The following is a 13,570-nucleotide window of genomic DNA, read 5'->3' on the forward strand; positions in this document are numbered from 1 at the left end:
CGTGCCCACACCCCCGTTCTCCCCCGCCGAGGCCCGGGCCGCACGCCTGCGCCTGGGCATGACGCCCGGCCATGTGGTCGCCGCCATGGCCCAGTTGGGCGTGGAGCGGCCGACGGAAGCGGTCCACGCCTGGGAAGCCGGGGCGGTCCCCCCGACCGAACCCGAACTCCTCGCCCTGGCCGACGCCCTGTGGTGCCCGGTCGCGGTCCTCATGGCCGTACGGCCCGCCACCCTGCGGGAGCACCGCCTGGCACGCGGGTTCACCGCCGAGCGCCTGGCCCTGCGCATCGGCATGGACCCGTACGCCTACGCCGCCGCCGAGGCCGAACGCCGCTGGCCCGGCACCGACCGCCAGACCCTGCTCCTGGCGGACGCCCTCGGCCTGGGCACCGAGGACCTGCTGGACCTCCTCGGCCGGGACGCCGCACTCGTCGGCCTGCTGCGCCAGGCCGTCGAGGGGCGCTGGAAGGCCCACGTCGCCGCACTGGCCGACCTGGCCCGGGCCGACGAGCGGGCCGTGGCGGACGCCCTGCGCACGCTGCACCGGGAGTACGCCCGGTTCGACGAGCGCTACATGGGCCACCTCGTCGCCCGCAACGACGACGCCCGGCTGAGGGAGATCGCCGCCGACCGGGCGGCCTGGCTCCGGGCCCTGCCGGACCGCTTCCGCTCCCTCGTCGGCCACGGCCCGGCGGGACGCCGCCCCTGACCGCGCACCACCGCCCCGGCCGCGGCCACCCGACCGGGCTCTCCGCGGCGGCTCACCACCGCCCGCCCCGCCCGCTCCCGGGGCGTACCCGTCCGGCACCCCGTCCGCCGGCCCCGTGCGGGTCCGGGCCGGCGGACGGGCGCGGGCGGTCAGCCCGCCCGTACGCGCTCCAGCGCCGCGATGCCGAGCTCCAGGGCCTCGGCGGGACCGGCCGTGCACTGCTGGAGGTCGATGAAGGCGCTGTCCGCGCCGGAGGCCCGTACCCCGTCGAGCACCGAGGCGATGGCGTCGGCGCCGGTGCCGGGGCGGACGTTGTGCCGGATGTGCCGGGTCAGCGCCCCGGGATCCCGGCCGGCCCCCTCGGCGGCCCGCCGTGCCACGTCCCACAGCGCCGCCTCCGCGTCCGGCGGCAGCAGCACCCCGGCCCAGCCGTCGGCGCGGCGGCCCACCCGGCGCATCGCGGCGGGGGAGAGGCCGCCGAGCAGCACGGGCGGCCCGCCGGGCCGGGCCGGGCGCAGGCCGACGTACGACGCGGGGATCGACCAGTGCGGGCCCTCGTGGCCGAACACCTCCTGCGTCCAGTAGCCGTGCAGGACGTCGAGGGCCTCCTCCAGCAGGGCGCCGCGCCGCGCGAAGTCGGCGTTGACGGCGGTGTACTCGTCGCGCAGCCAGCCCAGGCCCAGCCCGGCGACCAGCCGGCCCGCGCTGAGCGCGTCGAGGGTGGTGAGGGTGCGGGCCAGCAGCAGCGGCGGGTACCAGGGGGCGTTGAGGGTGCTGGTGGCGAGCCGGGCCCGGGTGGTCGCCCCGGCCGCGGCGGTCAGCACGGTCAACGGGTCCAGGAAGGTGCGGAACCCGGCCGGGTACGGGTCCTGCGCCGTGCGGCCGGGGTAGAGGTCGCCGGGCGAGACCGGTGCGAGGGACCGGTCGCCCACCCACAGCCAGCCGAAGCCGGCCTCCTCGGCCTGCCGGGCGAACGGCACGATCCACTCGGGTCGGGCGTGGTCCCCGTACTGGGGCAGCGCTATTCCGATGTCCATCGGGCCAGTGTCGGCCGGGCGCGGCGCCGCGCCGAGGGTTTGCGGCCGCCCGGCGTGGCACCCGCCCGGGCTCCGGCAGCGGTCATCCGCGCGGCCCGTACATGATCACCGCCACCCCGACGAGGCAGATGAGCGCCCCGACGACGTCCGCCCGGTCGGGCCGGTACCCGTCGAGGACCATGCCCCAGGCGAGCGACCCGGCCACGAACACCCCGCCGTAGGCCGCCAGGATCCGGCCGAAGTCCGCGTCCTCCTGGAGGGTCGCGACGAACCCGTACACGCCGAGGGCGATGACCCCGGCGCCGATCCACGCCCACCCCCGGTGCTCCCGCACCCCCTGCCAGACCAGCCAGGCGCCGCCGATCTCGAAGAGGGCGGCGGCGAGGAACAGGGCGACCGAACGGACGACGAGCACGAGGACCACTTTCCGGAGGGGGAGGAACCCGAAACCAACAGCGGGCGCCCGACCGCCCGCACCTATATCCTCCCTGCTCATGACCGTGCTGCGAGGTGCCCGCGTCGTCCTGCGTCCCACCCTCACCGAGGACGTCCCCGCCCTGGCCGCCATCCGGGCCACTCCGGAGGTCCGCGCCCGGTGGCGGGGCGAGGACGACCTGGAGGCGGAGATCGCCGGAGATCTGGAGGACCCGGGCACGGTCTGCCTCACCATCAGTCACCGGGAGCGGATCGTCGGCATGATCCAGTGGTACGCCGAGGAGGAGCCGGACTACCGGCACGCCGGCATCGACCTCTTCCTCGACCCCGTCGTGCACGGCATCGGTCTGGGCACCGACGCCGTACGCACCCTCGCCCGCCACCTCGTCGACGACCGCGGCTTCCACCGCCTCGTCATCGACCCGGCGGCCGACAACGCCGCGGCGATCCGCTGCTACGAGAAGGTCGGCTTCCGGCCGGTCGGCATCATGCGCCAGTACGAGCGCGGCCCGGACGGCACCTGGCACGACGGCCTCCTGATGGACCTCCTGGCCGCCGAACTCAGGCGCTGACCGCGTCCGCACGGCGGCCCGCCGGGCGGGCCCCCGGCCGGAGTTGACCCTCCCCCTGCGTCAGGCTTCAGGCTGAAGCCGACGAAAGGGCAGGCGGATGAGTTACTCGGTGGGTCAGGTCGCGGCGTTCGCCGGGGTGACGGTGCGCACGCTGCACCACTACGACAAGGCCGGGCTGCTCTCTCCCGGCAGCCGCAGCCACGCCGGCTACCGGCTCTACGGCGACGCGGACCTGGCGCGCCTCCAGCAGATCCTCTTCTACCGCGAGCTCGGCTTCACCCTCGACGAGACGGCCGCGATCCTGGAGGACCCGCAGGCGAACGCCCTGGAGCACCTCCAGGCCCGCCAGCGGCGGCTGGGCGAGGAGATCGCCAGGCTCCAGCGGCTCTCCGAGGTGGCCGAGCGGGCCATCGAGGTCCAGCGGACGGGGGTGGCGATGACCCCGCAGGAGCGCTTCGAGGTGTTCGGGGAGATCGCCTTCGACCTCAGCTACGCCACCGAGGCGGAGCTGAAGTGGACCGGCTCGGAGGGCCGCCGCGAGGCGATGGCGCGCGCCGCCGCCCACACCAAGGAGGACTGGCGCCGGCTCATGCGCGAGGCCACCGCCTGGCGCGCCGAGCTCCTCACCGCCTTCGACGAGGGGGAGCCCGCCGACGGGGAGCGCGCCGGTGACCTCGCCGAGGAACACCGCCTGCACGTCTCGCGGTGGTTCACCTCCTGCCCGCCCGACATGCACCGGCGCATCGCGGACGACTTCGTCGCCGACCCCCGCGCCTTCGCCCTCGTCGTACCGCCCTCGCAGCAGCGTCCGGGCCTGGCCTCCTACCTCCGCGAGGCCGTCCACGCCAACGCCGCCCGTCGCGCGCCCGCCCGTACCGACCCGGAAGAGAACCGATGAAGATACTGATCGCCGCCGCCGGATCGCGCGGCGACGTCGACCCCTACACCGGCCTGGGCGCCGCACTGCGCGGCGCCGGCCACGAGGTCGCCCTGGCCACCACCGACGCCTTCGCCCCCCTGGTACGCGCCGCGGGCCTGGAGTTCCGCGCCCTCCCCGGCGACACCCGGCCGCGCGGCGACGTCACCGACCGGCGCGGGCTGATGCGCACCGCCGCCGCCTTCCTCACCGAACTCGGCCGGGGCTTCGCCGACGCCGTGGACGGGGGCGCGGACCTGCTCCTGCTGTCCACCACCACGGCCCCGCTCGGCTGGCACCTCGCCGAGGCCACCGGCACGCCCGCCCTCGGCGTCTACCTCCAGCCCACCGCGCCCACCGGCGACTTCCCGCCCGTCGTCACCGGTGCACGCTCACTGGGCCGCCCCGGCAACCGCGCGGCCGGCCGGTTCGCCCTGCGCATGGCCGACCGGATCGCCGAACAGGGCGTCGCCCGGCTGCGCGAGCGGCTCGCGCTGCCGCCGCTCGCGGCCTCCGCCATGCGCCGGAGGCAGGAGCGGGCGCGCTGGCCCGTCCTGCACGGCTACAGCACGGCCCTGGCGCCGGCCCCGTCCGACTGGCGGCCGGGCCTGGAGGTGGTGGGCAACTGGTGGCCCCACGTCGGCGCGGACGCACGGCTCCCCGAGGCCCTGGAGGACTTCCTCGGCGCGGGCCCCCGGCCCGTCCTCGTCGGCTTCGGCAGCATGGCCTCCGGCGAGGGCGAGCGGCTCGGCGAGCTCGCCGTACGGGCCCTGCGCCGCGCCGGGCTGCGCGGCATCCTCCAGAGCGGCAGCGCCGGGCTCACGGCCGCGGACGGCCCGGACGTCCTGACCGTCGGGGACGTCCCGCACGCCCTCCTCCTGCCGCGGACGGCCGCGGTCGTCCACCACGCGGGGGCCGGCACCACGGCGGCCGCACTGCGCGCCGGCGTCCCCGCGGTGCCGGTCCCCGTCACGGCGGACCAGCCGTTCTGGGCGCGCCGCCTCGCCGCGACCGGCGCCGCCACCGCCCCGATCCCCTTCGCGTCCCTCACCGCCGGGCTGCTCGCCGACGCCCTGCGCCGGGCGGTGGAGCAGCCGGAGTACGCCCGGGCCGCCCGGACGGCCGCGGCGCACCTGCGGACCGAGGACGGAGCGGGACGCGTCCTGGAAGCCGTCGAGCGGCTCGCCCACGGGTGATGCCCACGGGTGATGCCCACGGGTGATGCCCACGGGCGATGAGGAGCGCGGGGAACCGCAAGCGGTGGATCGGAGCCTCGAAAACGTGTCGCCGAGCCCCGCCCCGGCCGCCTCGTGGAACGGTCTTCCCATGACTGAAGGATCGGCACCCCACATCTCCCCGGCGCGCATCACCGTCCTCGGAGTCCAGCCCGGCGAACCGCCCTTCCGCCTCGTCCAGTTCGACGGAGAGATCGTCGGCAGGGCGGCGTCGATGACGGACGTGCTGCTGATCGCCGCCGAGGTGGGCATCACCATCCACGACCTCGACGACCTGGACGAGGTCCGGTGGGTCGGCGGCGGGAAGTTCCACTGGACCGTGCCCTGAGGGCCCCGCGCCCCTGAACCCCTCCACCGGTCCGGCCTCCGATTGACATTGTTGCACGGTGAGTGCAAGCGTAATGGCTGCACGGCAAGTGCAATGAATGGTGATCGACTCCGGCGCGGCCCTCCCGCGCCGGACGGAAGGGGAGGACCGGATGTTCCTCGCACTGGGGCGCTGGTGTGCCCATCGGCCGAAACGGGTGCTCGCGGCGTGGCTCCTGCTGCTCCTGGCGCTCGGCGGCGCCGTCCTGGCCTACGGGCGGGTCACCAGCGAGGCGGTGAGGATCCCCGGCAGTGACAGCCAGGCCGCCCTGGACACCGCCGCCCGGGCCTTCCCGGGGCCCGCCTCGGGCAACCAGCCGCTCGTCCTGCACACCGCGGCCGACGGTCCGCTCCTCACCGGGGAGACCGCCAGGGCCGCCGTGGAGCGCAGCGCCCGGGCGGTGGCCGACGTGCCGCACGTCGTGAGCGTCGTCTCGCCCTACGACCGCCCGGGCGGCCCGGCGGTCGCCGCGGACGGGCACACGGCCTACCTCTCCGTCGGGCTGGACGTCACCGGCCGGGACGTCACACCGGACCTCACCGACCGGATCGTCGACGCCGCGGCCCCGGCCCGCGCCGCCGGCGTCGAGGTCACCCCGGGCGGAGACCTGGCCGCCGCCGTGGACCGGCCAGACACCGGCCACAGCGAGCTCATAGGCCTGGCGGCCGCCGCGGTGGTGCTCCTCCTCGGCTTCCGCAAGGCGGCCGCCGCCGGTCTCCCCCTGGCCATCGGCATCGCCGGGCTGGCCGTGTCCCTGGCCGCCGTCGGCCTGGCCGGACACCTCATGGACATGCCCTCCTCCGGCACCACCATCGCCGCCATGATCGGCCTGGGCGTCGGCATCGACTACACCCTCTTCAGCCTCACCCGCTTCCGCGAACTGCGCGGCCGCGGCACCGCCGCGGCGGAGGCGGCGGCCCTCGCCACGGCCACCGCCGGCAAGGCCGCCGCCTTCGCCGGCTGCGCGGTGATCGCGGCGCTGGCCGGGCTCGCCCTCGGCGGGCTGCCGCTGCTGCAGGCCCTCGCGCTGGCCCCGGCGGTGGCGGTGCTGGTCGCCGTCGCGGCCACCCTCACCCTGCTGCCCGCCCTGCTGAGCCTGCTGGGCCGGTTCCTCGGCTCCGCCCCGCCGGCCGCCGACCCCGCGGGCTCCGGCCGGCCCACGGGCGGCTGGCAGCGGCTGGCCGAACGGGTCGCCGCCCGGCCCTGGCGCCACCTGCTCGCCGGCCTCGCCCTGCTCCTCGTGCTCGCCGCCCCGGCCGCCGGCCTCGCCTTCGGCCAGCTCGACGCCGGGGACAAACCGGCCGGCTCCGCCAGCCGCACCGCCTACGAGCGCCTCTCGGCCGCGTTCGGACCGGGCGTCAACGGTCCCCTCCAGGTGACGGACACCCTCCCCACCGCCCCCGCCGGACCCCAGGACCCCCGCATCACGAAGGTCTCGACGGCCCTGGCCCACACCCCGGGCGTGGCATCCGTGGGCCCGGCGCAGATCTCCGCGGACGCCCGTACCGTGCGCTGGCAGGTCACGCCCACGACCGCCCCCGGGGACCCGGACACGGCGCGGCTCGTCGACACCATGCGCGCACGGGTGCTGCCCGGCGCCACCGCCGACGGCGCGGGCACCGCGCACGTGGGCGGCGCCCCGGCGGCGGTCGCCGACCTCAACGACCGCCTCGCGGACCGGCTGCCCGCCGTGATCGGCGTGGTCGTGGCCGTGGCCGGGCTGCTCCTCCTGGCGGCCTTCCGCTCCCCCCTCCTCGCCCTCAAGGCGGCCGTGCTCAACCTCCTGTCGGTGGCAGCCGCGTACGGGGTCCTCACCGCGGTGTTCCAGTGGGGCTGGGGCGCGCGGGCCATCGGGCTGGAGGGGGCCGTGCCCGTGCCCGGATACGTCCCGCTGCTGATGTTCGCCGTGCTGTTCGGCCTCTCCATGGACTACGAGGTCTTCCTGCTCACCGCCGTCCGCGAGCGGTACCTCGAAACCGGCGACGGCCGCCGGGCCGTGGTCCTCGGACTGGCCTCCACCGGCGGCATCATCACCTCCGCCGCACTGATCATGGTGAGCGTCTTCCTCGCCTACCTCCTGTCGGACGACCCCGTGGTGAAGATGTTCGGCACGGGCCTGGCCGCGGCCGTGGCCCTGGACGTCACCGTCGTGCGCGGGCTGCTCGTCCCCACCACGATGACCCTGCTCGGGGACCGCGGCTGGTGGCTGCCGCGGTGGCTGGACCGGATCCTGCCCGACCTGGACATCGAGGGCGCCGCCCACACCCGTCCGGCGGCGGACGCGGGGCCGGCGGTGGACGCGGGGCCGGCGGTGGACGCGGGGCCGGCGGGCGACGCGGGGCCGAAAGCCGACGCGGGGCCGGCGGCCGCCGGGGAGCGGCCGGACACCGGGGAGGCCGACCCCGCTGTCCCGCACCCCGCCCGGCCCGCCCTCCCCACCCCGTGAGGCATCCGGGGACCTTCTCCGAAGAGGCCCCGACGTGGCCCCCGATGAGCCCCTGAGAAGCCCCGCGAAGAGACCCCGAGAAGCCCCGCGAAGAGACCCCGATGAGGATCCGCATGCCCTTCCCGCGCGCCCTCCGGCGCCCCCGCACGGCCCTCGCCGCGGCCGCCGCCGTCCTGCTGCTCGGCCTGCCCGTCGCCGACGCCACCGCCCGCGGGCTGACCGAGAGCCGGCTCGCGGACCGGATCGCCCGGCGGCAGCCGGGCCTGACGGCGCGGCCCGAGGTCACCGTCGGGGGACTGCCCTTCCTCCTCCACGCCGCCCGCGACAGCTACCCCGAGGTCCGGGTGCGCGCCGACACGACCACCGGCCGCGGCCGCCCCGTCACGGCCGACGTCACCCTCGACGACGTCACCCCGCAGGGCGCGGGCGGGGGATACCGGGCGTCCTCGGCCTCGGCCCGGTTCACCGCCCCCTACGCCTCCCTCGGCGACGGCGCGGACGGGACCACGAGCCTCTCCGACGCCGGCGGGGGCCGGCTGCTCGTCCGGCGCAGCGTCCTGGGCGCCCCGTTCACCCTCACGGCGGACGTCCGGCTCGACGGCGCGGTCCTGTCCCTGCACGCGGAGTCCGCCTCCCTGGCCGGACGGCCCCTGGACCCGGACAGCCCGCTGATCACCCAGGCGCTCGCCCGCCAGACCCGCACCCTGCCCGCCCTGCCCCTCGGCCTGCGGCCCACGGGCGTCTCGGTCGGGGCGACCGGGGTGACGGTCACCGCCCGGGCCGGGGAGGTCGCCCTGGGCTGACGGCCGGCGGACCGGCCGTCAGGCCGGCGGGTGGTCCGCCGCGACCAGCAGGTTCAGCACGGTGGCCTCCATCGCCGCGCGCGCCTCCTGCGGGCTCTTCCCGCCGGAGCGCCAGTGGTGCCAGGCCCCCCAGGTGGTCACCGCGTCCAGGCCGTCCAGCAGGGCGGCCGCCCGGTCCCCGTCGAGAAGGGCGAGCTCCTCCGCGAAGATCTCCGCGACACGGCGCCGGGCGTCCGCGAACGCCTCGTCCGTGACCTGCACGACGCGCGGAGAAGGGTGCTCGATCCGCATCAGCGTCAGCCGGGCCGGGGTGATCCACTCCAGGATGCGGGCGCGCTGCTCGGCCAGCGCCGCCACCCGCACGTCCCGCGGGCCGGTCACGGGCAGCGGCCGGATCTGCTCGGCCAGCTGCTCCAGGCGCCGGGTGATGGCGAGGTCGACGAGCTCGGACATGTCGGCGAAGTGGTGGAACACCAGCCGGCGCGAGACCCCGGCCCGTTCGGCCACGCGTTCCGCGGGGAACTCCACGGCCCCCTCGTCGAGGAGTCCGAGCAAGGCGTCCGCGATCTTCTCCCGGGTGCGCCGTCCCCGCTCCGTCCGGCCGTCCGCCACCGCTCGCCCGCCCTCCGCCGCCCGTCCATCCGCTCCGACAGCAGCATCTTCGCACCCGGAGGCCCTCACCAGGTCACGTGCAGGGCCTCCGGCGAGCGGTGGATGAGCGTGGGGCGCATCCGCGGGGCGGGCCGGGTCCCGTCGAGCCGCAGGCCCGGCAGCGCCCTGGTGAACAGCTCCAGGGTGAGCCGGAGCTGGCCGCGGGCCAGGTGCGCGCCCGGGCAGGCGTGGGGCCCGTGCCCGAAGGCGAGGTGGGGCGGGCCCGCGGGCCGGCGGATGTCGAAGACGCCGGGGTCCTCGTACCGCCGCCCGTCGCGGTTGGCCGAGGCGTACGCCACGAGCAGGGCGGCGCCGGCCGGCAGCTCCGTCCCGGCGAGCTCCACCGGCCGGGTCGTGACCCGGCGGAAGGCCTGGATCGCGGTGTCGAACCGCAGGCCCTCCTCCACCGCCGCCGGGACGAGCGCCGGATCGGAGCACAGCAGTTCCCACTGCCGGCGGTCGGAGAGCAGGTGCAGCAGGGTGGTGGCGATGAGGGCGCCGGTGGTCAGGAAACCGGCGATCAGCAGGTTCTGCAGGTGGGCCACCAGCTCGTGACGCTCTTCGAGGCCCAGCCCGGCGCCCGGCGGGGCGGCGGCGGAGGCCAGGTCCGAGCACAGGTCCTCACGGGGCCGCGCCCTGCGCTCGCGGACGTACCCGTCCAGCAGCTGCTGCAGGGCGACGACGTCCTCGGCGGCGGCCACCTGCTCCTGGGGCGCCAGCGGGCGGAACAGCAGCTCCTCGGCCCGGTAGCCGCCGTGCACGGCGGCCGGCACGTCCGCCGGGTCCAGCCCGATCAGCCGCCCCACCACCAGCCCGGGCAGCTTCCGCGCGTACGCCTCCACCAGCTCGGCGGAACCGGCCCCGGCGAGCTCGGCCACCAGCTCCCGGGCACAATCCCGCGCGTACGGCAGCAGCGCCGCCGAGCGCGCGGAGGACAGCGCCCGGTTGAGCGGGGCGCGGTGGCGGCGGTGGGCGGCCCCGTCGCAGGAGACGACGGTCGGCCGCGGCCCGAACCCGCGCGCCAGCACCCCGAGCGCCGCCTCCGACACCGCCACGTCGGGCAGCAGCGCGTTGGCGGACGAGAAGTCCCCGTCCCGACGCAGCACTTCCCGGACGTCCTCGTCCCGCGCCACCAGCCAGGCGCCGACCTCGGGCACGAACTCCAGCCCCCCGGCCCGCCGCGCCCGCTCGTACAGCGGATACGGGTCCCGGTACAGCCCGTCCCGCCGCTCCTGCTCCGTCCCAGCCCCCACAAGCCCCTCCACCCGCACGCCACCGTCCGCGCCCCCGCCCGCCGCGCCATCCTGCCCACTCCCCGCCCCACCCGGAAGACCGGCCGCCGCCGGCCCGTGTTTGGGGACGGTGGCAGTGGCAAGGCGCCTGGCATGGTGCGGATCGGGTACACGATGATGACCGAACAGGCCGGTCCCCGGGAGCTCGTCGGGGACCTGGTGGGGGCGGAGCGGGCCGGGTTCGACTTCTCCGTCGTCTCGGACCACTACTTCCCCTGGCTGGACTCCCAGGGCCACGCGCCCTATGCCTGGAGCGTCCTCGGCGCCGCCGCGCAGGCCACCGACCGGATCCCGCTCATGACCTACGTGACCTGCCCGACCTTCCGCTACCACCCGGCGGTGGTCGCGCAGAAGGCCGCCACGATGCAGCTCCTGTCCGGCGGGCGCTTCCGGCTGGGCCTGGGGTCCGGCGAGAACCTCAACGAGCACGTCGTCGGAGCGGGCTGGCCCTCCGCCCACGTCCGCCTGGAGATGCTGGAGGAGGCCGTCGGCATCATCCGCTCGCTCCTCGCCGGGGGATGCGTCAGCCATCACGGCGCCCACTTCGACGTCGAGAACGCCACGCTGTGGGACCTCCCCGACGTACCGCCCCCGATCGGCATGGCCGCCTCGGGGCCCCGCTCGTGCGAAATCGCAGGCCGCTACGGCGACCTCCTCGTCGCCGTGGAACCCGACCGCGCCCTCGTGACGTCCTTCGTGGCGAACGGCGGCGCCGGCAAGCCCTGCGTCGGACAGCTCCCCGTCAGCTACGACACCGACCGCGACGCGGCCGTGGCACGCGCCCACGACCAGTTCCGCTGGGCCGTCGGCGGCTGGGAGCTCAACGCGGAGCTTCCCGGCCCGGCCGGCTTCGCGGCCGCCACCCGCCACACCCGTCCCGAGGACCTCACCGACACCATTCCCTGCGGTGACGACGTCGATGCCGTCGTCGACGCGGTACGCGGCTACGCGGACGCGGGGTTCACGGAGGTGGCCCTCGTCCAGATCGGCGGGGACCGGCAGACGCCGTTCCTGGACTGGGCCGGGTCCACGCTGCTGCCCGCCCTGCGCGAACTCTGAGACCGCGGGGCCCTGGAGGCCCTGGAGGTCACCCGGCGGGTCCCGCGTGCGGGGTCAGCCGGTACACGGCGAAGGGCCGCCCGATGACCGGCAGCGCGACGTTGCGGACCGGGATGCCGCCCGCCGTCCTGCCGTGCTCGGTCCCCAGATGGGCGTGCCCGTGCACCGCGAGGTCGGCGCCCTCGGCGTCCATGGCCTCCGCCAGCAGGGAGCTGCCGAGGAAGGGGAAGAGCTCCGCCGGCTCGCCCGCGAGGGTGTCCGGAACAGGCGCGTAGTGCGTCAGCGCGACGCACAGCCCGCTCCCCGACGCACGCAGGTCGCGCAGCGCCCGGCCCAGGCCCTCCGCGCAGGTACGGCTGTACCGGATGAACGCCTTCATCTGCTCCTCGCCGAACTCGCTCCCGCCGCGCCCGGCGAAGCCCCCGCCGAAGCCCTTGGTCCCGGCCACCCCGACCGTGGTCCCGCCCAGGTCCAGCCGGACGCCCTCGCCCTCCAGGACCCGTGCGCCGGCCGTGCGGAGCTCCTCGGCGACGGCCGCCTCCTCGCCGCTCTCGTAGTCGTGGTTGCCGAGCACCGCGACCACCGGCACCGGCAGTCCCGCCACCTCCCGCGCCACCACGCGCGCCTCCCGGCGGGTGCCCCGCCGGGTCAGGTCGCCCGCGAGCAGCAGGAGGTCGGCGCACGCCCCGAGGGTGTCGAAGGCGGGCCGCAGCAGTCCGCCGCCGTCCGGCCCGAGGTGGATGTCCCCGACGGCCGCGACGCGGGTCACGGGGTGTCCTGCGCCCGGTCCGGGCGGGCGATGACGCGGAGCCTGTCGAGCAGGTACAGGAAGGCGTCGGCCAGCGGGGAGTCGCGGTGGTCGCGGTCGAGGCGCTCCCAGTCGATCTGCTCGCGCAGCATGCGCCCCATCGGCAGCAGGTCGCCGAAGTCGCAGTAGTGCTCGCACAGCGCGGCGAGGCGGCTGTCCATGAGGTCGGTGGGGGACAGGACCGGCATCCACACCGAGTCCACCGCCCTGACGGTCGCCCGCTGCAGCAGCGCGGTGCTCACCGGGCGGCGGGCCAGCTCGAAGATCAGGTCGATCTCCTCACCGCCGGAGCGCCCCTTGACCAGCCAGTCCTCGGGGGCCCGGCGCATGGCGATGCCGCCCTCCTCCAGCGCCTTGACCGCTTCGCGGGCGTCCTCGGGGCGGACGCAGAAGTCGGTGTCGTGCTGGAAGGTGGCGGGGAGGCCGTGGGCGAAGGCGGCGACGCTGCCCGCGAGGGCGAAAGGGACGGGCGGAACGCTTGAGGAGCGTCGCCACCCGTTTGGTGGTTTCCAGGATCGCCTGGGTGTGGTCCTGGGGCAGCAGCTGCCCGTCCGGCCCGGCCGGGCCCCCCGGCGGCGCGGGGTCGCCGGGGAGACGGGGGGCGAGGGTCTCGCGGAGCGCGCCGTGCCCCGGATGCGGCCGGTCAGTAGTAATGCTTCCGCCCTCCCACCGCGTGCCCGACGGCGCCCAGCAGCCACAGCACGAGGCCGATGACCACGAGGATCACGCCGATGGTCCACAGGATCGAGATTCCGGTCAAGAAGCCGATGATCAGCAGAATGACGCCCAGGATAATCATGAGTACCTCCTGGTCCCTCTCGGACGGGGGGACGCACTGCGTCTACCACGGTCGCGCGAGTTCATGCATGCGGCTCGGCAGCGGCGGATCCGGGGAGCATGCGGCCGCGCATTCCGGGTAGCCGCCAGGCATCGCGTACCCCAGCCGGGAGGCCGACATGGGCAAGACGAAGGGCAAGGCAGAGCAGCTCAAGGGCAGGACGAAGGAAGAGATCGGCTCGATGGCCGATGACAAGGGCATGGAGGTGAAGGGCGGGGCGGAGAAGGCCGAGGGCCGCATGGAGGAGTCCAGGGCGGACGCGGCGGCCCGGATGAGGAAGATCCACGAAGCGAACCGGTGACCGACCCCCGCGCGGCGGCCAGCGCGCGCAACCTGTACGGCTGGGCGGAGGCGTCGAAGTACGCCAGCCCGTTCGTGCAGGACGCCGACAAGCGCTCGGCG

At 76.2% G+C, this 13,570-nt stretch carries 16 protein-coding genes; 9 read left to right on the plus strand and 7 right to left on the minus strand.

Going from position 1 to position 13,570, the window contains the following annotated elements; translation table 11 throughout:
- The first annotated feature begins 1 nt into the window (after window position 1).
- A complete protein-coding gene (locus AB0469_RS30985; protein WP_366454770.1) occupies window positions 2–709 on the plus strand; it encodes a helix-turn-helix transcriptional regulator in 708 nt (235 codons plus the stop codon).
- A 149-nt stretch (window positions 710–858) separates the two neighbouring features.
- Here AB0469_RS30985 and AB0469_RS30990 read toward each other — a convergent pair whose 3' ends face one another.
- A complete protein-coding gene (locus AB0469_RS30990; RefSeq protein ID WP_366454771.1) occupies window positions 859–1,746 on the minus strand; it encodes a TIGR03619 family F420-dependent LLM class oxidoreductase in 888 nt (295 codons plus the stop codon).
- Between the two features lie 82 nt (window positions 1,747–1,828).
- Window positions 1,829–2,161, minus strand: coding sequence for a YnfA family protein (locus tag AB0469_RS30995; protein ID WP_366454772.1), 333 nt, complete (start codon window positions 2,159–2,161; stop codon window positions 1,829–1,831).
- A 79-nt stretch (window positions 2,162–2,240) separates the two neighbouring features.
- On the opposite strand from AB0469_RS30995, the gene AB0469_RS31000 reads away from it, so the two are divergent.
- The 6 genes from AB0469_RS31000 to AB0469_RS31025 all read left to right on the plus strand — a co-directional run bounded on the left by AB0469_RS31000 (window position 2,241) and on the right by AB0469_RS31025 (window position 8,520).
- Entirely contained in the window at window positions 2,241–2,753 is a 513-nt protein-coding gene (locus AB0469_RS31000; protein WP_366454773.1) for a GNAT family protein, read from the plus strand.
- Between the two features lie 97 nt (window positions 2,754–2,850).
- On the plus strand, window positions 2,851–3,651 hold the full coding sequence (locus tag AB0469_RS31005) for a MerR family transcriptional regulator (RefSeq protein ID WP_366454774.1): 801 nt from the start codon (window positions 2,851–2,853) through the stop codon (window positions 3,649–3,651).
- Window positions 3,648–4,865, plus strand: a complete 1,218-nt coding sequence (locus AB0469_RS31010; protein ID WP_366454775.1) for a glycosyltransferase — start codon at window positions 3,648–3,650, stop codon at window positions 4,863–4,865. The genes AB0469_RS31005 and AB0469_RS31010 overlap by 4 nt, the downstream gene beginning before the upstream one ends.
- A 130-nt stretch (window positions 4,866–4,995) precedes the next feature.
- Window positions 4,996–5,232, plus strand: a complete 237-nt coding sequence (locus AB0469_RS31015; protein WP_366454776.1) for a hypothetical protein — start codon at window positions 4,996–4,998, stop codon at window positions 5,230–5,232.
- 97 nt (window positions 5,233–5,329) lie between these two features.
- A complete protein-coding gene (locus tag AB0469_RS31020; RefSeq protein ID WP_366454777.1) occupies window positions 5,330–7,717 on the plus strand; it encodes an MMPL family transporter in 2,388 nt (795 codons plus the stop codon).
- Between the two features lie 101 nt (window positions 7,718–7,818).
- Entirely contained in the window at window positions 7,819–8,520 is a 702-nt protein-coding gene (locus tag AB0469_RS31025) for a DUF2993 domain-containing protein (protein ID WP_366454778.1), read from the plus strand.
- A gap of 18 nt (window positions 8,521–8,538) precedes the next feature.
- On the opposite strand, the gene AB0469_RS31030 is transcribed toward AB0469_RS31025, so the two are convergent.
- Both AB0469_RS31030 and AB0469_RS31035 read right to left on the minus strand, forming a co-directional pair.
- The gene (locus AB0469_RS31030) at window positions 8,539–9,132 is read right to left on the minus strand and encodes a TetR/AcrR family transcriptional regulator (protein WP_366454779.1); all 594 of its coding nucleotides are present in this window, start codon (window positions 9,130–9,132) and stop codon (window positions 8,539–8,541) included.
- A 65-nt stretch (window positions 9,133–9,197) separates the two neighbouring features.
- A complete protein-coding gene (locus AB0469_RS31035; protein ID WP_366454780.1) occupies window positions 9,198–10,424 on the minus strand; it encodes a cytochrome P450 in 1,227 nt (408 codons plus the stop codon).
- A gap of 132 nt (window positions 10,425–10,556) precedes the next feature.
- Between AB0469_RS31035 and AB0469_RS31040 the strand changes: the two genes are divergently transcribed.
- Window positions 10,557–11,522, plus strand: coding sequence for a TIGR03557 family F420-dependent LLM class oxidoreductase (locus AB0469_RS31040; protein ID WP_366454781.1), 966 nt, complete (start codon window positions 10,557–10,559; stop codon window positions 11,520–11,522).
- A gap of 28 nt (window positions 11,523–11,550) precedes the next feature.
- Here AB0469_RS31040 and AB0469_RS31045 read toward each other — a convergent pair whose 3' ends face one another.
- The 3 genes from AB0469_RS31045 to AB0469_RS31055 all read right to left on the minus strand — a co-directional run bounded on the left by AB0469_RS31045 (window position 11,551) and on the right by AB0469_RS31055 (window position 13,129).
- The gene (locus tag AB0469_RS31045) at window positions 11,551–12,291 is read right to left on the minus strand and encodes a metallophosphoesterase (RefSeq protein WP_366454782.1); all 741 of its coding nucleotides are present in this window, start codon (window positions 12,289–12,291) and stop codon (window positions 11,551–11,553) included.
- Window positions 12,288–12,659: a hypothetical protein gene (locus tag AB0469_RS31050; protein ID WP_366454783.1), complete on the minus strand. Its 372-nt coding sequence runs from the start codon at window positions 12,657–12,659 to the stop codon at window positions 12,288–12,290. Before AB0469_RS31050 ends, AB0469_RS31045 begins: the two co-directional genes overlap by 4 nt.
- A gap of 314 nt (window positions 12,660–12,973) precedes the next feature.
- Entirely contained in the window at window positions 12,974–13,129 is a 156-nt protein-coding gene (locus AB0469_RS31055) for a DUF6131 family protein (protein ID WP_366454784.1), read from the minus strand.
- 157 nt (window positions 13,130–13,286) lie between these two features.
- Between AB0469_RS31055 and AB0469_RS31060 the strand changes: the two genes are divergently transcribed.
- Entirely contained in the window at window positions 13,287–13,469 is a 183-nt protein-coding gene (locus tag AB0469_RS31060; RefSeq protein WP_366454785.1) for a CsbD family protein, read from the plus strand.
- Window positions 13,470–13,570: the final 101 nt, after the last annotated feature.

The organism is Streptomyces sp. NPDC093801, assembly GCF_040701585.1.
In the GTDB taxonomy this organism is placed as follows: domain Bacteria; phylum Actinomycetota; class Actinomycetes; order Streptomycetales; family Streptomycetaceae; genus Streptomyces.